Raw genomic sequence first — 22,847 nt, forward strand, 5'->3', positions numbered from 1 at the left:
ATATTGATTGCGACCAATTCGGAGAAACCGAGTTGGTCGCAATTTTTTGGTGTAATTAACGTGTTTTGACGTACTTTTAGATGTGATCTATTCCTGCTTTATATTGTGGAGTATGGTCCACTTTAGCGAAAATATGAGGGGCATTCATTTCAATGCCTGCGGCTAGAAAATCGTTCAGAATCAACTGAAAGATCTCGGACTGCGCCAGTGCGATTTCAGCAGACTGCGAAATGTAGACATTTAGTTCATAGAGGACATAAAAGTCATCTAGTTTCTTCTGTAAGACAAAAGGTGCTGGCGTGGTATTGACCCGTGCTACCCGCGGAGGTATGTTTAAGAGCATTTCATGGATGCGTTCCCAAGGTTCTTCATAGCCTACTGTTAATTCGACCTGAAAACAAATTCCCTGATCTGAAAAGGTGGAATAGTTCACGGTGTTACCTGACAAGATAGATGAATTAGGGATGGTTATCTCCTCATTTTTAATGGTCCTCAGTCTTGTTACAAGCGGTGATTTTTCAATCACGACGCCAGTTTTATCAGCTATCGTGATGCGGTCTCCGATTCGGAAAGGCCGCATATAGGTAATCACAAGACCTGCAATAATGTTGGATATTGCTGAAGATGAACCTAATGAAAATAGCACCCCAATAAATACGGATATACCTTTGAAAATATCCGAGTTAGATCCTGGTAGATAAGGGAATATCAGGACGAGGGTAAATGCTTGCAATAGAAAGCGGACAATGGTAAATGTCGGCATCGCAAATTCACGATGGAAACCATTCACTTCTAGTTTTCCTTTGTCAATCTCCGTAAAGATGTATTTTACCAATCGGACGGCATAACGCATGACAAATAGGATAACAAATACCGTGATGAGGTTGGGAATATAATCCCAGATCGCTAAAAATGCCTTTTTTAGAGGTTTGGTAAATAGGCCGATCAAACTATTGGCCCAACTTTGTGTAAAGGGGAAGACACTGAATACAATAGGCAACATGATAAAGGCCATTAATATGATAAGTGCCCAGCGCAACATGTTGATGCTATTGATCAGGATGCGGGTTTTTTGAACGGAACTGACTAAAACATAATTCTTGATTTTAACATCTTTGATCAGCTGTGTGCGTTCGGTCATGATCCGCTGCACACTGTAATCTTTAATTTTATTGATCAATAGTATCAATAAGTAAAAAACAATAAAGATGAGCGCGATAAGCCCGATGCGGATCAATAATTTTGAAATACTGTTTTCTTCTTTTTCTCGGTTAATGGTTTCCTGAATACTTTTTAGATATTGTTTTGCGATTTCTTCTTTACTTTTTCCTTCAAGTAGTGCGTCTAACTCAGTAACTGAAGTGATAATGAGGTCTTTATATACAATGTCTGAACTGATTTCATTGTTTTCAATTTTGAAGGAATCGACCTTTACGAAATCATCTTCGTATAAGTTTTGAATGCGGGTGACGACATTGTCAGCTCGGTCTTTTGCTAAAGATGAACCGAGTTTATTGTATATGTAAAACAGCGTATCGTTAAATGGAGCGACAGCATAACGTTTGGTGTTTTTTTTGATTGAATCAACTTTTATTTTTAACTGCTGATTTCGGATGATATTTTCTTCATCAAAGTTAGTGAGCTGTTGTTTTAGGTCTTCTTTCTTTGCGCTATTTTGTGTCTTTAGATTTGTGATTTCATTTTGAAGCTTAACACGTTCTAAAGAGTCGTTAATCTGTTGCTGCCTGATCCCATTTAATAGGGAGCTCAGTCCAAGTTCTTTTGTATTAACTGAATCTGTCTCCTGAGCCGGGAGCTGAAGGACGGCTGAAAAGCATAATAAAGCAGTAAGGAAACAAATGTAAAGTCTTTTCATATTGCAAGCTATTTTTTGATTCTAAGCCATATGACGAATGTACTTATGGTAGATTTAGTAGACCAAACATAGATAATTTTGCTTGTATTACACAATGCGGCTCTTAGATATTCTGCTATGAAACGATACATTGTACGATCTGGGCATCTTTTTTTAAAAAAAAGCCCCAGAATATGATTAAGTTCCATGGGGCGGTTCGGATTATTTGTTAATGATCATAGAAGCGAAATAAGTGATTTATCTTTTATGGAGTGGTGCTGGTCACTTTTTTTTGCCCTCTAAATTTTGAACGAATGACCTGATGATGGATGGTCATGAGGGTAAGAGTTGCTGTTACCAATACTGGTAGTAGGGATAAATAAACCGTATAATAGATTTCTTCATCGAAACTATAGGTACTCCAGGAGGATTCTCGATCTACAAAAATACTGTAATTCCAAAAGAACCAAAAGCTGGTCAATAGCACGAATTCTACTGCGATTTGATATCGGTTTCTCTTGATCTTCGCTATTAAAAGAAATAGTAGGGTTAGGATAATGGCGTTGCATAAAGAAATCAAGCATGCATCGTATATGAAACTACAGTCTAGACAGCCACTTGATGTTTGATCTGCTAATTTTCCCATCGACCAATATGTTTGAATAAAAGTAAATGCAAATAGTGACATCGCAACAAAAGCTGTACTGCTCAATAATTTAAGTTTACTTTTTTTCATTTATCAGTATTTATTAAATAAACCCGCAGGCTTGCTGTGCAAGTCACTGCGGGTGGCAACCGCTAAGTTACAATTCGTTTTCCTCAAACATCTTGGCGTCGCGGGTATTTTTTTGTACAGCGATGGCTGAAAATATACTTAAGCAGAATGACATGGCATAAAATCCTTTTTCACTAAGCAGCAGATCGGCGTTCCAGAGCCCTACGGTAAGCAGTACCATTGCAGCAATTGTTGCAAACCAGCTAAGGCCATAATAAAGATCGGTTACGGCAATGCCTTCTGCTCTGTCTCGCACACTTTTCTGTACGGAGATTACGGCAAATAAACCGAATAATAGGATCGTGAAATAATATCCTTTTTCATTGAGCTCCATGGTAGCGTTCCAAAGCCCGATGCAGTATCCCATGGAGCCGGTTAGTAAAGCAAACCAGGATGCGCCGATGAATGCACCTGTAGGTTTGAATGGATTTTTTGTTTTTTCTTCGTTTTTTGTAAGTGGAGTGTTCTCCTCTGTTTTGTGTTTTAGCGGTTCCATAATTTTTGTTTTTTTATGTGTTATTATGGAAGCAAATGTCCGCTGTTGTCGCTAGATGCACAAATGAGATATTTGAAAATACTGATGATATAAATTAATTTTTTAGTAGGTTTGTTTTTAAAATTAACCTATTATGGATGCGCTTGCGACATTAATAAATTTACTTGGTGATCAGGATAAAAAGGATTTTAAGGCATTTATGCGCAAGAAGAATAAGCGTCACGATGTTAAAAATATTCTATTATTTGAATTGCTAAATACTGACGATATAAATGGCTTAGAAAAGCTGTTAAAAAAAACAAAAAGCAGGGATTCTTACCATGCTTTGCGTAAAAGACTGCACGATAACCTACTTTTATTTCTATCTCAGAAGACATTTGAAAGCAATAACAGTCAGGCTTCGGAAGTGATGCGTTTAATCGTTGTAAGCCGTTTTCTTTTGGAAAATGATGTGGATAAAACTGCTTTCAAGTGCTTGGTGAAAGCCGAGCAAATCGCAACAAAACTGGAACATTATAATTTATTGAACGATATATTGCTTCTTAAAATAAATTATGCGCATAGTGAAGCTTCAGAAAATTTAGAAGACTTAACAACACGTTTTATGGTCAACCAGCAACATATGCAACGGGAGGCAAAATTGAATCTGGCATATGCTTTTCTGCGTCAGGAAATGCGTGAGGTAAATCTGAAAGGTAAAGTGGTCAACTTGGCCGCACTGATGCTCGGGACCATACGAAAATATCAGATTGCAGTCAAAGATTTAATGAATTATAAGTCTATTTATCAGATACTTTTTATAGCCAATGAATATGCGGCTATTCATCAGGATTATAGTTTTATAGAACGTTATATCCAGCGCATCCAACATTTTATTCAGGGAAAGAAGAAAGCGGATGAATCGCACTTATTTTATCAGTTGCATGTCCTTTATTTTTTGGCAAACTTTCATTTACGCAACAGAAGCTTTGAAAAGAGTGCGGAGTATCTTTCTGAGATGAAGAACCAAATGGAACAGCACCGTTTTCATGCATCTCAATTTTATCCACGGCATCAGTTGTTATCGGCTCTGAATCTATATTTTACTGGAATGGGTGGAGAAGGAATAGCTGTATTGATGAAGGCTTTGGAAATGACAACAAAAAAGACAAAACAGGAGGACATAGAAGATTTAAGGATATGTTTAACGATGTTTTTATCGTTGCAGGATGAAAGATCTTGCTTACGCCATCTTGCTTTGTTTCAGCATACTGATCAATGGTACGAGAAAAAAATGGGTATGCTTTGGACCATTCGTAAAAATCTGATGGAGGTTTTGGTTCATGCACAGTTCGGGCATATCGAACTTGCTGTTTCAAGGTTAAGTAGTTTCAAACGTCGATACAGTGGTTTTCTTACAGAAACTCATGAAGAAAGGGTATTACATTTTGTGAGTCTTGTGGAGAAATATTTCAATAAGCCTGATATCGTGTTTAATCCTGTATTTCAAAAAACTGCGGTCGATCTGTTAAAGAATAAAGAACATGCGGATATTTTTCATATTTGTTTTATTTCATGGCTGATCGCTAAGTGGGAGAAAAAGTCGGCCTATCAAATCGTACTTCAGCATTTGTCCAGTCGACATACATCCGAAAATATTTAGATGGTTCAATATGGAATCCAGATTAATTTTTGCCTGATGTAATCTTAATATTTAGGATTAAAAATAACTTCTCTCCGAGGTGCTTGTTGTATGGTTATGGAGTCTTTGTATTTTTCTGGTACGAGCGGTATTTTACTGCCTTATAAAAATAAAAGTTTTTATCCCGAAAATCTTCAGGAGAAAAGCAGGCTTGCGGTCTATGCTTTATTATTCAATTCGTTGGAGGTAAACAGTTCATTCTATAAAATACCACGTGAAGAAACTGTGAAACGATGGGCAGATGAAGTACCGGATGGATTTCGTTTCACCTTTAAATTATGGAGGGGAATTACTCACGCAAAAGGTTTGATCTTTGACCCGAATGATGTTGCTCATTTTTTGAAGGTGATTGCCGAAGCAGGCGAGAAGAAAGGTTGTTTACTGATTCAGTTTCCTCCCTCTGTTACGTTTAATGCTGCTGTGCATGTCAATCTTTTGCTAGAGACTGTTGTTAATGATGAGCATATAAAGGGATGGCGGGTATGCGTCGAGTTTCGGAATCCATCTTGGCATTGTGAAGATACATTTAGCCTGTTAAATTCGTACGGAGCCAGTCTTGTGCTGCACGACAAGAACAGTAATGGTATGCAATTGTCCTATAGTGAAACAGATTTTATTTATCTGCGATTTCATGGTCCCAATGGTAATTACCGGGGTAGTTATGAAGATGATTTTCTACAGGAATATAGTTCATATATTCGGGAATGGTTAGCTGAAGGGAAAGAGGTTTTCACTTACTTTAACAATACAATGGGCGACGCGATTCAGAACTTGAAGTTACTGTCGGAATATGTGAATGATAGGTATTAATATGGTAAGTGGTATCGATTTTATAATCAATACCACTTAGCTAATTTCGAATAGCTTGAACCTATATCTTCTGCTTCAGAAGATCAGCATACCAATGTCCCGAAGATTTAACGATGCGTTGTTGCGTTTCAAAATCAACATATACTAAACCAAATCTGGGATGATAACCTTCTGCCCACTCAAAGTTGTCGAGAAAAGTCCATGCAAAATACCCGTTGACCTGAACTCCTTCTTGTTTGGCCCTAAGTACTTGGGCAATGGTCGACTGTAAATACTGCACTCTTTTCGGGTCATCGACTTGATTGTTAACCACCTCATCTGGAAAAGCTGCTCCATTTTCAGTGACAATCAGTGGCGGTATGTTGGGATAGGCACTGAATTTTTTCAAAACATGGTACATGGATTCAGGAAATACTTCCCAATTCATGGCCGTGAGTTCGACCTTGCGCGATTTTGCACTTACAATTTTTGCGCGTAGGTAGGGGACGAATAAGGAATGACGGATGATTTCGCGGGTATAATTTTGTACTCCGATAAAATCCATATCAAACTTTAGCTCGTTTTCATCATTGTGCTTGATATATTTTTCAATTCTTCTTAGAATTTTGATCTCATCTGTAGGATAGCCCATACCTAGCAGGGGCTCTATGAAAAACCTATTGAGTAATACATCTGCTTTTTTAGCAGCAAGGATATCTTTTTCTCTTCCGGTGAACGGTTCAATATGCGAACAGGAGAAAGTGGTTCCAACGGTACTGTCTGGTTGTAGTGATTTAATAATTCTTGCACCTTTAGCCTGTGCTAGTGATGCATGATGTGCAGCTGCTAAAAAGTAATCGATTCCTTTTTTTCCAGGTGCATGTACGCCAAAGAAGTATCCAGCGGCACTAAATACCGCAGGTTCATTTAAAACCATCCAGTTTTTTACCCGATCGCCAAAGTGTTTGACACAGAGTGCTACATAATCAGCAAACCAATCGGTGACTTCCCTGTTGATCCATCCACCTCTTTGTTCCAGGGCATGCGGCAGATCCCAGTGATAGAGTGTTATCCAAGGTGTAATCCCTAATTCTAAAGAAAGATCGATGAGTTTATTATAGAAGTCAATGCCTGATGGATTGGCTTCTCCTGTACCTTGCGGTAGAATACGGCTCCAGGCAATGGAAAACCTGTAGTTCCTAATATTTAAGCTGTGCATCAAATGGAGATCTGCTATGTAGCGATTATAGAAATCGCAAGCAATATCTCCGTGCTGGTTTTTAAAGATCTTATTCTTTTTTTTTACAAAAGTATCCCAAATAGAAAGGCCTTTTCCATGTATATCATGAGCTCCTTCAATTTGGTAGGCGGCTGTAGAAACTCCCCAAATAAAATCTTCGCCAAAGGAATCTTTAGTTAAAATCATTTACGGAATTTATTTTCTCAAGTGGTGCAAATATCACTTATTTAAGTTGTTTTAATATTTGTGAAATCTAAGAGGAGAATAGAATGAACTAAACTGCACTAGAAAGATACGAAATAATACCCTTTGGAAGAAATGTGTGATCGTTTTCATAATTCAAATGTTTTAAACCACTGTTTACATTAATTTGCTTATATAAATTTACAAAGCATATGTTAACTGTGTATGAATTGATTATGAAGTTTTTGAGTATTGTCAGGGCTCTTGTTTTTTTAACTATTTCATCACCATATATTTTTTGATATACCGATCTGTGTTAAGGATTCAATAGTTGGTTCAGAGAGCAGATGGAGATCGCGTTGTTTTTGGAATTCTAAGAAAGCGGGCATATTTAATAATTCTTTTTGAATGGCCTCATTTTTATATTGTGACATATGGATAAAGGTGTTGCTGCCATTAACCTGGAATATCGTATATACAAATTGATGATTGTCCAATTCTTTAAACTCATCAAGAAAAATCTGAATGTTTTCTTTGTTCGCATCAACATAGTCTTCTTTGATGGTATAAGTCACTTTTATAGCTATCATGGGGTATCTTTATGAATGAATACTGGTTTATGTATTCGAAGATAATGAATTTGATGCTATGGAAAGTAAAAACTCCGAACGAACAATTGGATATTGTTCGTTCGGAGTTTTTACTTGAATCGAATGCTCAGCTTTTCACGGGTTACTTCTTAGTTTCAGTAACTTTACCACAGGTAAGCATCGCAGATCCATAGTAAGGATTTTTAATCGCCGTTTCATTGCTTAACCAATAGCCTTTTTTCATCGGGCAATATTGATAGTACACTGGTTGGCTGACCTTATCACTGCTTTTTACGATTTGCCACATGATCGTTGAAACTTCATTGAATGATGCACGCTGTTTTTCAAGATTGCCTGCTTTTGCTAATTTATCTACTTCAAGGGTTAAGTTATCTTTCAGTTTGAAAGCGCTTTCTGCTTTTACCACCTTCTGAAGTGCTTGAATGGATTCGGAAGCCTTTTTCTCATCACTGCTTACCAATGCATTTTTTACACCATAATATTTACTTAATAGTGTTTCTGTATTTTGGGCAAGTGCCACATGTCCAAATAGTGAAATTGCCAATATCAATAAGTTCTTTTTCATATCTATTTTCCGTTAATCATTTAAAGATAGTTTTAAAATTTTACTTTTGAACTGCTTCGTTATTTTCTCGATTTCTAAAGCAGAGGTTCTGTATTCTGTGTCTTTCAAAACTCGGCTTCACATTTTGCTATACCTGATGCTGACGAAGCTGTACTTCCTTTTCGCTTTCCTTTATTGATCTTATGTCAATATTAAAGTCTGCTGTATGGACTTTTCCATGTATTTTAAACTGCACCCACATCTTGTATTTACCAGCCTTTGTAATGTTTGTTTCTGCGTATATCGGGTATTGTACATGTGGTATGGGCCGGATCTGTAAAAATTCTTTATCCGTCTTATTGATCATTACAATATGAGCTGATGTTCCCAAATACTGTTCCAAACTACTGTTATACAGTTTCTTTTCGCATTTTTCGATGGCTATCTTTATACGTTGTATGTTGCCGGTTTTAAAATTATCGGTATTTTCAAGGTTAATTGTATAGTCATCTATGTAACATATCGGTTTTTTTGAAGTGACCTCACGAGAAGTCATATAGTACCCTTTCACTTCGATTTCTAACATGTTTAAGACATGTTCTTTGCCAAGAGGTTTAAAATAGGTGAACAAATGGTATTTTCCACCGTTATGAAAAGTCTGTGTTACAGCATAGCTACCGTCTTGCTGCAGCACTGGATGGATGTGTCTAAACCAATTAAGATCTTCACTAATGACCATGACATGAATGTTCATTTCATCAGAAATGTCCAATGCTACTTGTTTTTGGTTTTTTTTGATTGCAAATAGTAGTCTAACGGGATGTCCTGCTTCAATAATCTGTGGTAAAGTTGTTAATTGTACCTGATATTGATCTGGATTTTCCTGTTGAACAGATCTCAGATCCATTCCACATGTAGAACAGCTGTTGCCTTGAGTCCCGTTTACTTCGGGGGGCATAGGACAGGTGTATATGCTCATCTGAGGTGCATGGCGGTGGTTTTCCATATCTGAAGATTTGCTTTGGGTGTAATTGCGGAATTTCGATATGCTTCCGCAATTACTTAACCCAAAATTCTTAGTGTTTAAAGAATCTGTTTAATTCTTTTTTAAGATTTTAAAGGTTCGATTTTAAAACCTGATTTCTCTACGATCTCGATAACTTCCTGTTCCGATATCCCATCTGTCTTAACTGTAAGTACTTTATCTCTACTAGCAACGTCTACTTCCCAATGGTTAATACCCGTTTTATCAGTTAGAAAAGGAGTTACTTTGGTTACACAGCCACTGCAGTTAATATTGGTCTTGAATTGAAAATTTTGATTATTGCTTTCCATTTTATTTTATTTTTTAGCGTTTGTTTATAGTACAAATTTCAGTAAAAAAATACGGTGGCACTTTACGTTATTTGCTATTTGATTTGTAATATTTACTGATTATAGTCATGCTATTGATTATGCTGTTTTTATTATCGTGTCATGTGTAATCTTGCTCTCAATAGTATCCCGGATAGTGTTTAGACGGCATCATACTATTATGCGATGACAATGGAAACAGACTGATCTAAAGGATAGCTCTGGCAAAGTAGAATTTTACCTTCAGTGACTTCTTCATCCGAGAGGGCATAATTGTTTACCATTTTGATCTGGCCATTTTCTTGTATTGCCCAGCAAGAACCGCAGGTGCCTTTTTTACATGAACTGGGCACCTGAATGGCATGGGCACTAATGGCTTCTAAAAGGGATTGTCCTGGTTGTACATCAATGAGAGAAGTACACTCGTAGGTCTGTTCTTCATTGTCTCTGTAATGAGTCTCAAAGTAGCTGACCAGTATTTCTCTGTGCTCTTCGTTCTCGATAACGATGATCTTATCGGTTATGACCGGATCAAAATATTCGGTATGGATATTTGATTCGGGTATCTGTAAAGCGCGCAGTGTCTCACGATACAACTGCATCAGTTCTACTGGACCACATATGAAGTAATGAGCTTTATTTTTTTGCTTTATATACTGTCCGATCAAGCTTTTAATGATCGGTTGAGAAAATCGACCGGAGATACTGTTAATGCCTTTAATCTCTTTATTAAGACGCGTAAATGAATGAAAAATACGCAACTGCTTGTTCTTTTCCATTTCTTCCAGTTGGAATTTGAATATGGTATCCTCCGGGCTGCTGGTAGAATATAGCAACAGAGGGGGACAAGCTGTTTTAATAAGACTTTTTAGCATAGAGAACAAGGGTGATATTCCACTTCCACCTGCAAGAAAAACAAGTTCTGAATCAAGGATAATATGTTTCTTCAAGATAAAGTTGCCTATAGGTGCATCGATATCCCACTCGCTAATATTTTTTGCATTGTCCACTAGATAATTGCTCATTTTTCCACCAGCAACTCGTTTAACTGTAATGGACGGAAATTTATCGGCAGGTGCGGAGCTAAAGGAATAGGATCTCTGTAGGGGTTCTCCGTTAACAATACAGGAAATATTAAGATACTGACCAGGCTGATATTCAATCGTATCCTGGTCAGTACTGAAAAATATGGTTACAGCATCTTTAGTCTCCTGTATAACCTGATGCGTGGTCCATTTATATTTTTTCATATGGTTTTAACGTTTACTTTTTAAGTGTCTTAATGAAAATTACAGCCATGACTGCTGCAATGAGACATATGATGGAAGCTGCAAAAAAACCGGTTTGAAAACCTGTGTTCAAAGCGGTAGCTTCTGTGGCTCCTGTTGCTTTTATAGTATTGGTTTTTGCCGCGGAAATGGCAACTATTATAGCCAGTCCTAGAGCTGAACCGATTTGATAGCTGGTATTTACCAGACCGGAAGCAAGGCCGGTTTCCTCAGGTTTGGCACCTGACATCGAAGCGATAGTGCCAGGTATATACGTTAGTGACATACCTAAAGCGCCTAATAAAGATGCTGGCAATACATTGATTATAAATGTACCATCAGGAGGGATTGTGCTAAAAAGAAGGAGTGAACCTGCTAGGGCAAGCAGACCTGCTACCATATTTGCTTTGAAGCCAAATCGAGCGACTAATTTACCTGTAAGACCAACCATCAGAAACATGATCGCAATTGTCATCGGTAAAAGAGCAAGTCCACTATTGAAAGCTGTGTAATGCAGGGTTTGCTGCAGGTAAAGATTGAGAAAAAACCATAAGGGTATCCATGCTGCCGCTAATAATGCCATCACCACGTTACCTGATAAAAGATTAGGGACTTTAAAAATAGCAAGAGGAATTAAAGGCTCCCTTTTCTGTTTCTGTATGATAATGAAAATAATGAACAGCAACAATGATAAGCCCAGTAATCCAATGGTTTGGACTGATATCCAACCGGCATTTTCTGCAGATATAATAGCATATACCATCACAATAAGGGCTACCGTTGCTAAAATTGCACCGACGATATCTACTTTTCCTTTACGGGTAGTTCCTTTGAACAGTAGTTTTTGACTGAAAAATAATACAGCAAGTCCTACTGGAATATTAATTAAGAATAACCAATGCCACGAGAGCCATTCGGTTATGGCTCCACCAAGGAATACACCGGCTGAACCACCTGCAGCAGCAGAAGCCCCCCAGAAACCTAATGCTTTATTGAGTTCTTTGGGATCGGTAAATTTGGACAGTACTAAGGTAAGTGCTGCAGGGGCTATAAGTGCAGAGCCTAAGCCCTGTAAAGCTCTTCCGGTATTGAGGGCGGCCTCTGACCAGGCCACACCCGCTAAAAGTGACGCTCCTGAGAGAATGGCAAACCCCCACATGAAAATCTTACGTGCGCCAAAGAGATCGGATAAACGTCCTCCTAGCAATAAGAAACCTCCAAATAGAATTACATAGGCATTAAAAATCCATTGTAAGCCACTTTGTGAGTAGCCAAGATCGGCTTTTATTGCCGGTAATGCCACGCCAATAATAGAAGTGTCCATGATCACAATAAATTGTGCGGTACATAGTAAAAATAGTGCTGCCCAGCGTTTACTGTACGGAGCAGTTGGATTTATGGTACCTGTTTTATTTTTATTCATTTTTTATTTAATTAATGGTAAGTAATTATAGGCTTAGCTGCCCAACAGCATGTTTTAATTTTACATGTAGAACCTGTATCTTATATATCGCATTGAGGTTGTTGATCTTTGCTTGTGTCAATGCCAGTTCAGCATCTGTCAACTCAAGTCTTGACCCCAGACTGTTTTTGAAACGGTCATCTACCATCTGATGGTTTAATGTGGCAGACTGCACCGTTTTTTCTTGGATGTTTAATTGGTTAACTGCTTCCTTCCACTGACTGATCAACGTTGCCAGCTCGGTTTTAACTTCATCTTTTAAATCGCTTAATCGTATTTCTTCCTGTCTCATTTTGATTTTGGACTGGTTGATTTTGGACTTGGTACGGTTGCCATTGAAAACAGATACTGTAAGCTGGAGCCCTAAGAAGGATGTTCTGGGTAATGCATATTGACCAAACTTAAAATTATCCGCTTGTGCCTGCAGCTGATACTGACCGATTAGAGAAAGCTGTGGCAATAGCTCAGCTTGGATCACCTTCATATTTTTCTGTTGCAGTTCTATGGTAAGTTCTTGAATATTGAGATCTTTTCTGTTTTTTTCGGCAATAGCCAATGCGGCATCAACTTGATGAAACTCATGCTGACTTGTTTCGATGTTCAGTTCTAGATTATCAGATAGCTCAATTTCTGCAGGATCTTCTAGTCCGATCAGTCTTTTGAGTTCAATGCCTGCTACCGTTACATTATTTTTTAAGTAAGAAACGGATGATTCCAAATTTGCGACAGCAACGAAGCTTCTTAATGTATCTGATTTTAAACCTCTGCCTTGGGCTAATAATGAACGGGAATCTTGCAGTGCTTTTTTATTTCTCTGAAGACTTTGTTCTAGTAGATCAAGCTGACTGTTCATCATCAACATATCAAGATAACGTGTAGAGACCAAAAGGGCAATCTGGCTTTTGAGGTCAGCTGTTTTTTCATTTTGAATCGATTCATTAATCTTTGAAGCTTTTGTCAGATGATGCGTACCAGGTGCAAGAATGGGCTGGTTGAGGGTAGCAAAAACATGATAGACATTTTTACCACCGACAGCCACATCTTGTACTGCTTTATCAGTACCTGCAAATGAACCCGGGAGGAAGATAACCTGTCTGTCAAAATAGCGTGAGTATGCAGCATTAGCCGAGATACTCGGAAGTAATCCACCTTTGACTTCATTGGTTATTTCTCGTGCATGGATTTCTTCCAGTATTTGCACCTGTATTGCTTTATTTCCCTGTTTTGCCATTTCCAAAGCATCTTTGAGTGCCAGCATTTTTTTCTGGGCATGCAATGGTTTACTGCTACCAATGAGTAGCAGTAGGGTAACGATATATAGGATATTTGTTTTCATTGAATTATAATTTGTGGTGATGTTCACTTGTTACGGTATACATGCTTTTCCTTTATTTTTTGCTAAGCAAATCGCTGCTTATTGCGGAGGAAATGAAACCATCATGAGCATATTTTTTCCCTTTTAGATTTATTTGTAACCCTATTCAAGATTTTTCGATCGCTTCATCGTTTTTTTTGTGTGGGTATGCTCATGATCTGTTTCAGTTTAACTTAATGTTGTATTTCGATAGCGCGCTCTTCAGTTGGTTCCTCAACAACAGCTTTTGGAGTTTTCTTACTTGATAAATACGAGTAAACTGCCGGAATGATAAATAGGGTGAGGATACCTGAAAAGACAAGTCCTCCGGCAATCACGATTCCTAATGACTGGCGGCTATTGGCTGTCAGTGCAATGGGTAATGCACCAAATATCATGGCAAGAGACGTCATAAGGATCGGTCTAAAACGCTGCTCTGCAGCTTGAATCGCAGCATCGTATTTCGAAAGGCCTGTTTCCTTGAGGTGGTTGGCAAATTCAACGATCAGAATTCCGTTCTTAGTAATCAGTCCTACTAATGTGATAATCCCGATCTGGCTAAATACATTTAAACTCTGCTCATACCAGTAAAGACTAAGCACTGCTCCAGCAATTGCCATGGGTACGGTAAGCATAATGGTAAGTGGATCGCGCATGCTTCCAAATTGTGCTGCCAGAATCATATAAATAAGTACGAGTGCCAGGATGAGCGTAAAGGTGATATTGCCTTGACTTTCGGTATAATCTCTGGACTGACCGGCAAGTGAACTTTTGAATGTTTCGCCCAGTACTTCTTTTTTTATTTTTTCGATTTCCTGTATACCTTCTGCGAGACTTACTCCTGGCGCTGTTGCCGCAGATACAGTTGCTGATGTATACTGATCATAGCGATAAATGGCCGCCGGACTAACGGCTTCTTCCATTGTTATCAGGTTATTAAGTGGAATCATCTGTCCTGAAGTTGAACGGACATAAATCGTATTCAGGTCGCTTTTATCATTTCTGTACTGGCGGTCTAATTGTCCGATCACTTCGTACTGACGGTCGTTACGTAAGAAATATCCGTAACGCTGTCCTGAGAACGAGAGTTGTAAGGTATGGGCTATTTCTTCGATGGATACGCCCATCATAGAAGCTTTTGCACGATCGATATTTACTTTCACCTCAGGTTTGTTGATCTTAAGATCAGCGTCAATGAATAGCAGTTTTTTACTTTGGCGTGCAGCAGCCAGGAATTTTGGAAGCACGGTAGTCAGACTATCTAAGTTCGGAGCCTGAAGAACATATTGAATAGGCATACCACCACCATAACGGGTTCCGATTGTTGGAGGTAAATAAGGGAAGAGCAGAAAGCCTCTAAATTTACCCGCAGCTGCTCCATATTGGTTATATAGATCCTGAATGCTGGATTTTCTTTCCTTTGGATCTTTAAGATAGATACTCTGCACAGCTACGTTGACCGGTGCTGGGGCCGGAATGAATGAAATAGCGACCATGGAGTAGGTTTGGTACAATCCCTCGGTCGAGTCATTTACATACTTTCCAACTTCGGTCATGTGTTTTTTCATATAATCAAAAGAGACACCTTCAGGAGCTATAGCGATGAGGTTCATGTTGGAACGATCTTCTACCGGAGCTAGTTCTGAAGGAAGTTGCTTACCTATAGCATAAATAAGCAGGGTAGTGCCAGTTAAGAAGACCCAAGCTAACCATCGAACGCGCATAAATGCAATCAGTAAATATGCGTAGCCATTGTTTAGACTAACGAAAAAGGGTTCGGTGACGCGATAGAACCAACTCGGTTTTTCTTTTTTCTTCAAAAAGTATGCACTTAGCATAGGGGTCAGTGTAAGCGCTACAAATGCTGAGACCAATACTGATCCTGATACGACAATGGCAAATTCTTTGAAAAGTTGTCCACTGATTCCACCCATAAAAATAATGGGTAAAAATACGGCTGCTAACGTAATTGTCGTGGAAATAACCGCAAAATAAATCTCTCTTGTACCTTTAAATGCCGCCTGAATAGGGGACATACCCTCTTCAATTTTTTTATAAATATTTTCTAACACGACAATCGCATCATCTACGACCAGTCCAATGGCAAGTACCAATCCAAGAAGTGTCAAGATATTGATCGTGAAACCGGCAATATACATAATGAAAAATCCGGAAAGAATGGATACCGGAATGGCAAGAACGGGAATAATAGTAGATCTCCAGTCTCTCAGGAATAGAAAGATAATCAAGACCACGAGTCCGAATGCTATGAATAACGTTTCTTCGACCTCTTTAATGGATTCGCGTACGGAGCGCGTATAGTCGAACCCTACGATCAAACGATATTCTGAAGGAACTTCTTTTCTTAATTGATCTAACCTTCTGTAAAACTCATCGACTACTTCTATGGCATTTGCTCCACGTTGTATCTGAATAGCAACACCGACACCGATACGGTTCAGATTTCCTGTTTCGTTGATGATGGCTGTACGTTCATTCTCTTCTCCTAATTCGGCTGATCCAATATCTTTTAATCTTATGATGGTATTGTCAACTTGCTTAATGAGCATTTCTTCAAAATCTTTTACAGAAGTTAGGCGTCCCATCGTCCGGATGCTAAGCTCACTGTTGTTTCCTTCGATTCGACCTGCCGGCAAGTCAATATTCTCGCGGAGTAATGCTTGTCTTATATCGGCAGGAGTAAGTTGATATGCCGCAAGTTTTGCTGGTTCAAAGCGCAATCGCATAGCATACTTATGCTCGCCTACGATGGCTACATTATTAATACCAGGGATAGACTGCATTCTATCTTTGATAGTCGTAGAAGCAAGGTGACTTACTTCTTTTATATTTTTGGTGTCGCTTTCCACTTCCAGGAATGCCACCAGATTGTCTGGTGATGATGCCTTTTGTACGATTGGTGGATCGACATCGCTCGGGAGCTGTTTACGAGATTTGGAGACTTTGTCTCTAACATCGTTCAGCGCATCCTCAATGTCAATTTCCCGATTAAATTCGATGGAAATAACACTTACCTGTTCTCGCGATTCGGATGATATGGTCCGTATGCCACTTGATTCGGCAATGGATTCTTCCATCGGTCTGGTCAGTTTAGATGCAATTACATCTGGACTTGCACCAGGATAGAAGGTAATGACCGTAATGACGGGTGGTTCTGTTAACGGGAATTCGCGGATACCTAATTGTTTCCATCCTATTATTCCTAATATGACGATAAGGAGAGAAAATACCCCGGCCAAGACGGGTTTTTTTATACTTAAATCTGATATACTCATGAAGCTAAGATTTGAAATTAATTAATTTGACAGGACTGCTTTTACAGGGGTACCGTCTCCTAAGCGCAGCATATTGGAAACAATGATGCTGTCGTTTGGCATGATACCAGACGTTATGATTGCGTCCTTTTCTGTTCTGTTACTTACGGTGACTGCCATTGGTTTTGCAACCCCATTTTTGATAACAAAAACAGCATAGCCTTTTTCACCTGGTGCTAAAGCCTCAGTTGGAACTGTTATTCCTTTTGCACCTTGATTATTTACTTGGAAGTACACTTTAGCCGATAGACCTGCCCGGAATTGTCCGTCAGCATTATTTGTTATTGCTTGTACCTGTAAGCTTCTGCTTTGTGCTTCAAGCCCTGGTTCTGTAGCTGTTATTGTAGCGAAATATTCGGTATCGGATAATTCGGATGTAAACTTAATTTTGCTTCCTGTCTTTATTAATGGTAAGTATTTTTCTGGGACAGAGAAGTTGATCTTAATAGCGCTTTGATCCTGTAAGGTCACGAGTGTCTCTCCGGGAGATACATAGGCTCCGAGATGTACTTTTGAAATACCAATTTTCCCGGAGAATGGCGCCCGGATTATGGTCTTTTCTAAATCTACTCGAAGCAGCTGTTCTAGTGCGTTTAAAGATTCGAATCGCATAACGGCCTCATCATATTCTTGCGGTTTTACGGTTTCGGTTTTTAATAGATTGCCAAGTCTTTCTTTATTCAATTTAGCGAGATTCAATTCGGCACCTACTTGTTTCAAACGGGATCTGATATCGGCATCATTGAGTTTGTAAAGTACGGTTCCTTGACTGATATAACTACCGTCTTTAAAAGATACCTGAGTAATCTTCTGAGGGAGCTCGCCAACTATGGAAACTTCTCGATAAGGCATCATGGTGCCGACGACGGCTTCTTTTTGATCGAGTTGCTCTTCCTGTGCGATGATGATATCTACGGGTAATTTACTGGCATCTGCGGATGGTGTTGGTGCTTTTTCTGACGTTTTTTCTTGTTTATTTTCACAAGAAACAAGTAAGATGCTTAGTATGGGAATTAAAATTCCTAATCTTTGTATTGTGTATTTGTATAACATGTTTTGATGTTTTATTTTTAACAATCGATTAAATTTCATTGCCAAAATTAGATACAAATGCGACCGTACTTTTACAGAATTACAGATAAGAGTTATGATATTTATTTTGATGTTTTATATCGTTTTTTGCTGAATGGCGTGAGTGGAATCGCTTAACATCTTGGCAAAAAATAGGAACTCCTGTTTATGTATATAAACAGGAGTTCGAATAAATATTTGAATTAATTAATGCGGTCTATTACCGCTAATTTTCTTTAGCAGTTTTCTAAACTTGGTTTTTATTTTTTGATTGCTCTTCTATAATTGCTAGTTTATTGCGTTTCATTCTTTTATAATGGGAAGATGTAAAACCTGTGTATTTCTTCAACTGGTTTGACAGGTGTGCAGGACTACTGTACCCTAGACTATAGGCAATTTCAGATAAGGAGAGTTGTGTATAAAATAACAGTTCTTTTACTTTCTCTATCTTCCTTGAGATAATGAATTTTTCAAGTGTCCATCCTTCTGAGGATGAGAATAGTGCACTTAATGAATCATAATCTTTACGTAATTCGTCGCGGATAAGTGTTGAGAATTTAATGCGTTCGCCAGTGTCTAATTGTTTTTGAATGCCTTTTTCTACAGCGCTTTTAATCTGCGAGATGAGTCTCTGATCTTTGTTATATAGTAAATCAAAACCATACTTCTGCAACATGGTTTTGATAACTTGCTCTTCAAGGATTTTATCCCTTACTTTTAGAATTACTTCACCTAAGCGTATGTCGGAAATCTCCAGACCAAGCTTTGGTAATTCTTCTGACAGAATGTATATGCACCTATCGCACACCATTCCTTTGATTAATAGTTTCATGGATAAAATAAATGTTTAATATTGATTGTGTTATGTGATCAAAATTGCGTTTTTATCAGTAATAAAATATTACGTTATTTCTTGTTTATTTTATGAAATTTTAAGAATCATGAAAATAATCGACAAATTTATTAGCATTAAAAATTACAAACTAAACAAGTAAAAGCAGCAATAATTTACGATCAATCATGCAGATTTTTGTATGAAGTAAAAACGCAAAAAAAATGAAAAATAGACAAAATACGGAAGATCAAATTTTAAATGTGCTTAAAGATTATGAATCAGGAAAAAGTGGTTCGGAGCTGTTTGCTAAATATGGTGTATCAGGGACAAATATTTTTGAACTGAAGAAAAAATATAAGGACTTAGGGACAGATATCTTGAAAGAGTTTATAGATCTACATGACGAAAATTATAGGTTGAAAACGATGTATGCTGATTTAAGTTTGCAATATCGTAAACTGAAAGATGTATTAAAAGAGGATTTCTAAATGAAATATCCGATAAGTAGTATCTGTCGGGAAAAAGTGTTCAATAAAGTAGGTGTAAACAGGGTGTTATTATTAATCAGCTATAATCTAAACATAATTTCAGGGATACTTTATTGTGTTTTAAGGTATCCCTGAGATTTAAAATCTTTTAATTGCCACAACAACCTGTTGCGCAATTTGAGTCTTGTGTGATGTTATCAGCGACTTTATAACCCGCTTTTTCAATCGTTTCAATTACCTCCTTTTTTTCATTGTCATCTTCATAGTTGATGAACAACTTGCCACTTTCAATTTTTTCGATTGTAATGCCTGCGATACCTTGCACAGCACTGTTCACTCTTGTTTGGCAATGAGCACTCTGCATGTCTGGTATACTCAATTCTATTTTTTTCATTTTTAACTAATTTTGATATAGCAAATTACCGGATAGTTATTGAATCCTATATTACACTTTTTCCTATTTGATTTGCGATATTTACTGATGGAATGGTGTATTGTGTCGAAGTCGAGACTGTTCTCTGTAATTGATGAAGGTGGTTCAATAGAAAAGGCGGCCCTTAATGATGGAACCGCCGATTTAAATATTGTGCTTTTTATTTAAAGTCGAAATTATAGTTACTGTTTTTTTGCAATAGGTGTGTAGCCGGGAAGATTCGTTACTCTTATCGTATCGATCCCTTCCAAAGACCATGTAATAGGAAGCATGGTCATATAGCCGCATTTCGGACATTGGTCTCCTTCTATACCGATCATCTCCTTATGTGATGGACAACCTGTAATAAAATTACCATTTTTATCAAGTGCGTGACCGAGTTCATTTTCGTACTTGTTTACTCTTTTTGTTGCCCCATTATTCTGAGCAACTTCCGTATGATTGGGAGTATCTCCATCTTGATGATCATGTCCTTTTTTTGCACTTGTGTTATCGCTGGCACAAGCTGATAAAAATGCAATTGCCAAGGTCAGTATCGCTATTATAAATTTGTTTATTTTCATATTGTTACGATTAATAGTTTATCATCTTCTAGCTCTTATTGGGTTATTTTTTCCATTTTAACCGCAAGCTATTGCTTACCACACTTACACTGCTTAGGGCCATTGCTGCTCCAGCAAACATGGGATTGAGCAAGAAACCATTGATCGGAAAAAGAATTCCTGCAGCAATGGGAATGCCGATAAGATTATAGATAAATGCCCAGAACAGGTTTTGCTTAATTGTTGCTACAGTCTGTTTCGAAAGACGTATAGCCTGTGAGATTTTTGACAAGTCGGATGAAATAATAGTCATTTTGGCGACATCCATTGCTATATCACTTCCCTTACCCATGGCAATACTGACATCTGCCGTAGCTAGTGCGGTACTGTCATTAATACCATCGCCTACCATTGCTACTGTTTTACCTTCTTGTTGTAGTTTTTTTACAAAATCAGCTTTATGTTGCGGTAGTACTTCGGCCTTGTAGTTCGCTATACCGGTCTGCTGTGCGATGGCTTTTGCGGTTGCTTCATTATCTCCTGTGAGCATATACAATTCGATACCCATCCGTTGCAATTGTTTAATAGCTGCAATAGAGGTTTCTTTAATTTTATCTGAGATTGCTAACACTGCCAATGCTTGTGTACTATCTGCAAACCAGATGACCGTTTTAGATTGTTCACTCCATTTATCGGCCTGAAGCCGCAGTTCATCTGCAATTATGATGTTGTTTTCAAGGAGTAATTTTCTATTACCTGCCCAATAATTTTCATTATTGTAACCTGCTTTTGCACCTTTGCCTGTTATACTTTCAAATGTGCTTAGTGAAACGGGAGCTGTACCTGCCATATGTTTAACGACTGCTTCAGCTAAAGGGTGTTCAGACTGTTTTTCTAAACTGAATAAAATCTGCTTTACTGTTTCATCCTCATTTAACCATTTGATACCGGTAACCTGTGGTTTTCCTTCAGTGATGGTTCCAGTTTTATCTAAAACAATCGCATTTACTTTTTTTGCTAATTCAAGACTTTCAGCATCTTTAATCAAAATTCCATTTTCTGCTCCCTTACCAACACCGACCATAATTGCGGTAGGTGTAGCTAATCCCAAAGCACATGGACATGCAATCACTAATACTGTTACTGCAGCCAGAAGACCCTGTACTAAACCGCTTTCTCCACCTAATACAATCCATAACACAAAAGTGATAAGCGCAATGCCAATAACTACGGGAACGAAGATACCTGCGATTTTATCGACAAGTTTTTGTACAGGAGCTTTGCTTCCTTGTGCATCCTGAACCATTCTGATGATTTGAGCAAGCATTGTTTCCTTACCAACTTTGACCGCGGTAAATTGGAAACTTCCCTTCTGATTGATGGTTCCTGCAAATACTTTCTCATTTTCGATTTTCAACACAGGAACAGGTTCTCCACTTAGCATGCTTTCATCCACATACGAATTACCTGATTTTACTATACCGTCTACAGCAATTTTTTCTCCCGGCTTTACTAATATAACATCGCCTGCATTTACATCTTCAATTGCTGTTTGTTTCTCAGTACCGTCAGATTGTATCACCATCACTGTTTTAGGTTGTAATCCCATCAGTTTTTTTATAGCCGACGAGGTGTTTCCTTTCGCTTTTTCTTCAAGTAGTTTTCCTAAGAGAATAAATGCGATGACCACGGCAGCAGCTTCAAAGTAAACGTGTGCGTGTAATCCTCTTGCATGCCAGAAGTCGGGTGCAATCATATTGAATACACTGAATATATAGGCTATACCTGTGCTTAAGGCTACTAGGGTGTCCATATTGGCCGAACGGTGTTTTGCTTGTTTCCATGCATTGATATAAAAATCTTTACCTAACCATAGGACAACTGGTGTGGCAAAAAACCACATGATTTCATTGCCATAGGGCATATCCATAAAAAACATACCGATAGTCACTACAGGAAGTGAAAGTAGGATCGCCCAAATGGTTTTATTTTTTAGTGTACGGAATTTCTTTTCATGTATTGCCTCTAACGTCTCCTGTTCTTTGGCTTCGTCTTCAATGAGTAAATCGAATCCGATGGACTGCACTGCTTTTTGGAGCGCTAATGGGTTGGTCATATTGGGAAGATACTCTACGGATAGTCTTGCTGTAGCAAAATTGACAGCTGCATTGACGACGCCGTCAGCATATTTAACACCGCTTTCTGCACTGATGGCACAAGACGCACAGGTCATATTAAGGACAGGAAAGGATTGTTTTACAGTAGTAACGCCATAACCTAAATCCTGGATGGCTTTAACAGCCGCCGTCACGGTATCGGTATCATTGACCGTTATCGTTGCACGTCGATTGTTTAGCTCTACTTTGTGGCTTTCAATACCTTTGACCTGTGCTAATCCTTTATCTATAATCAAAGCACAATGTTCGCTGTCTACATCTTCTAAAGGAAGGAATATTGGTTGCCTATTATTCGTTGCCATATTTTGTATCTTTTATTTTATGATACAAAGTTGAGAACAATTAAGGTTTTGGG

At 38.2% G+C, this 22,847-nt stretch carries 20 protein-coding genes; 3 read left to right on the plus strand and 17 right to left on the minus strand.

Translation table 11 applies throughout. The features are described 5' to 3' along the window. Nucleotides 1-76: 76 nt before the first annotated feature. The 3 genes from WH188_RS08830 to yiaA all read right to left on the minus strand — a co-directional run bounded on the left by WH188_RS08830 (nucleotide 77) and on the right by yiaA (nucleotide 3,126). The gene (locus tag WH188_RS08830; protein WP_132770425.1) at nucleotides 77-1,876 is read right to left on the minus strand and encodes a mechanosensitive ion channel family protein; all 1,800 of its coding nucleotides are present in this window, start codon (nucleotides 1,874-1,876) and stop codon (nucleotides 77-79) included. A 244-nt stretch (nucleotides 1,877-2,120) separates the two neighbouring features. Next, nucleotides 2,121-2,591 carry a hypothetical protein gene (locus WH188_RS08835; protein ID WP_339423868.1) on the minus strand — a complete coding sequence of 157 codons (471 nt, stop codon included), beginning with the start codon at nucleotides 2,589-2,591 and terminating at the stop codon, nucleotides 2,121-2,123. A 67-nt stretch (nucleotides 2,592-2,658) separates the two neighbouring features. After that, nucleotides 2,659-3,126 carry an inner membrane protein YiaA gene (gene yiaA / locus WH188_RS08840; RefSeq protein ID WP_132770422.1) on the minus strand — a complete coding sequence of 156 codons (468 nt, stop codon included), beginning with the start codon at nucleotides 3,124-3,126 and terminating at the stop codon, nucleotides 2,659-2,661. Nucleotides 3,127-3,259: 133 nt separating this feature from the next. Between yiaA and WH188_RS08845 the strand changes: the two genes are divergently transcribed. Next, nucleotides 3,260-4,768 (plus strand): hypothetical protein, encoded by a 1,509-nt coding sequence (locus WH188_RS08845; protein WP_339423869.1) that lies wholly within the window; start codon nucleotides 3,260-3,262, stop codon nucleotides 4,766-4,768. Nucleotides 4,769-4,864: 96 nt separating this feature from the next. Next, nucleotides 4,865-5,617 (plus strand): DUF72 domain-containing protein, encoded by a 753-nt coding sequence (locus WH188_RS08850; RefSeq protein ID WP_339423870.1) that lies wholly within the window; start codon nucleotides 4,865-4,867, stop codon nucleotides 5,615-5,617. Nucleotides 5,618-5,678: 61 nt separating this feature from the next. Here the strand turns inward: WH188_RS08850 and WH188_RS08855 are convergent, their stop codons facing one another. The 11 genes from WH188_RS08855 to WH188_RS08905 form a co-directional block, all read right to left on the minus strand. After that, entirely contained in the window at nucleotides 5,679-7,022 is a 1,344-nt protein-coding gene (locus tag WH188_RS08855) for a GH1 family beta-glucosidase (RefSeq protein ID WP_339423871.1), read from the minus strand. A 281-nt stretch (nucleotides 7,023-7,303) separates the two neighbouring features. Further along, nucleotides 7,304-7,609: a hypothetical protein gene (locus WH188_RS08860; RefSeq protein WP_021190747.1), complete on the minus strand. Its 306-nt coding sequence runs from the start codon at nucleotides 7,607-7,609 to the stop codon at nucleotides 7,304-7,306. Between the two features lie 142 nt (nucleotides 7,610-7,751). After that, nucleotides 7,752-8,195 (minus strand): DUF3347 domain-containing protein, encoded by a 444-nt coding sequence (locus tag WH188_RS08865; RefSeq protein WP_021190746.1) that lies wholly within the window; start codon nucleotides 8,193-8,195, stop codon nucleotides 7,752-7,754. A gap of 127 nt (nucleotides 8,196-8,322) precedes the next feature. Further along, nucleotides 8,323-9,180 carry a heavy metal-binding domain-containing protein gene (locus WH188_RS08870; RefSeq protein ID WP_339423872.1) on the minus strand — a complete coding sequence of 286 codons (858 nt, stop codon included), beginning with the start codon at nucleotides 9,178-9,180 and terminating at the stop codon, nucleotides 8,323-8,325. 101 nt (nucleotides 9,181-9,281) lie between these two features. Further along, the gene (locus tag WH188_RS08875; RefSeq protein ID WP_021191694.1) at nucleotides 9,282-9,509 is read right to left on the minus strand and encodes a heavy-metal-associated domain-containing protein; all 228 of its coding nucleotides are present in this window, start codon (nucleotides 9,507-9,509) and stop codon (nucleotides 9,282-9,284) included. 197 nt (nucleotides 9,510-9,706) lie between these two features. Then, nucleotides 9,707-10,777 (minus strand): flavin reductase family protein, encoded by a 1,071-nt coding sequence (locus WH188_RS08880; protein WP_339423873.1) that lies wholly within the window; start codon nucleotides 10,775-10,777, stop codon nucleotides 9,707-9,709. A 13-nt stretch (nucleotides 10,778-10,790) separates the two neighbouring features. After that, nucleotides 10,791-12,218 (minus strand): MFS transporter, encoded by a 1,428-nt coding sequence (locus WH188_RS08885; protein WP_339423874.1) that lies wholly within the window; start codon nucleotides 12,216-12,218, stop codon nucleotides 10,791-10,793. Between the two features lie 25 nt (nucleotides 12,219-12,243). Then, a complete protein-coding gene (locus WH188_RS08890) occupies nucleotides 12,244-13,593 on the minus strand; it encodes a TolC family protein (RefSeq protein WP_021191691.1) in 1,350 nt (449 codons plus the stop codon). A 212-nt stretch (nucleotides 13,594-13,805) separates the two neighbouring features. Next, complete coding sequence (locus WH188_RS08895) at nucleotides 13,806-16,907, minus strand: efflux RND transporter permease subunit (RefSeq protein WP_132770404.1); 3,102 nt, start codon at nucleotides 16,905-16,907, stop codon at nucleotides 13,806-13,808. A 21-nt stretch (nucleotides 16,908-16,928) separates the two neighbouring features. Then, on the minus strand, nucleotides 16,929-17,999 hold the full coding sequence (locus WH188_RS08900) for an efflux RND transporter periplasmic adaptor subunit (RefSeq protein ID WP_168127323.1): 1,071 nt from the start codon (nucleotides 17,997-17,999) through the stop codon (nucleotides 16,929-16,931). A 265-nt stretch (nucleotides 18,000-18,264) separates the two neighbouring features. Further along, nucleotides 18,265-18,849: a helix-turn-helix domain-containing protein gene (locus tag WH188_RS08905; RefSeq protein WP_021191689.1), complete on the minus strand. Its 585-nt coding sequence runs from the start codon at nucleotides 18,847-18,849 to the stop codon at nucleotides 18,265-18,267. A gap of 224 nt (nucleotides 18,850-19,073) precedes the next feature. On the opposite strand from WH188_RS08905, the gene WH188_RS08910 reads away from it, so the two are divergent. Next, nucleotides 19,074-19,340, plus strand: coding sequence for a transposase (locus WH188_RS08910; RefSeq protein WP_132841837.1), 267 nt, complete (start codon nucleotides 19,074-19,076; stop codon nucleotides 19,338-19,340). Between the two features lie 148 nt (nucleotides 19,341-19,488). Here the strand turns inward: WH188_RS08910 and WH188_RS08915 are convergent, their stop codons facing one another. The 3 genes from WH188_RS08915 to WH188_RS08925 form a co-directional block, all read right to left on the minus strand. Further along, nucleotides 19,489-19,734: a heavy-metal-associated domain-containing protein gene (locus WH188_RS08915; protein ID WP_168127324.1), complete on the minus strand. Its 246-nt coding sequence runs from the start codon at nucleotides 19,732-19,734 to the stop codon at nucleotides 19,489-19,491. Nucleotides 19,735-19,955: 221 nt separating this feature from the next. Further along, nucleotides 19,956-20,336 (minus strand): hypothetical protein, encoded by a 381-nt coding sequence (locus WH188_RS08920; protein WP_132770399.1) that lies wholly within the window; start codon nucleotides 20,334-20,336, stop codon nucleotides 19,956-19,958. Nucleotides 20,337-20,379: 43 nt separating this feature from the next. Beyond that, nucleotides 20,380-22,794, minus strand: a complete 2,415-nt coding sequence (locus WH188_RS08925) for a heavy metal translocating P-type ATPase (RefSeq protein WP_132770398.1) — start codon at nucleotides 22,792-22,794, stop codon at nucleotides 20,380-20,382. Between the last annotated feature and the right edge of the window lie 53 nt (nucleotides 22,795-22,847).

The sequence above is a fragment of the Sphingobacterium sp. MYb388 genome, from assembly GCF_037479535.1.
Lineage (GTDB): Bacteria > Bacteroidota > Bacteroidia > Sphingobacteriales > Sphingobacteriaceae > Sphingobacterium > Sphingobacterium anhuiense.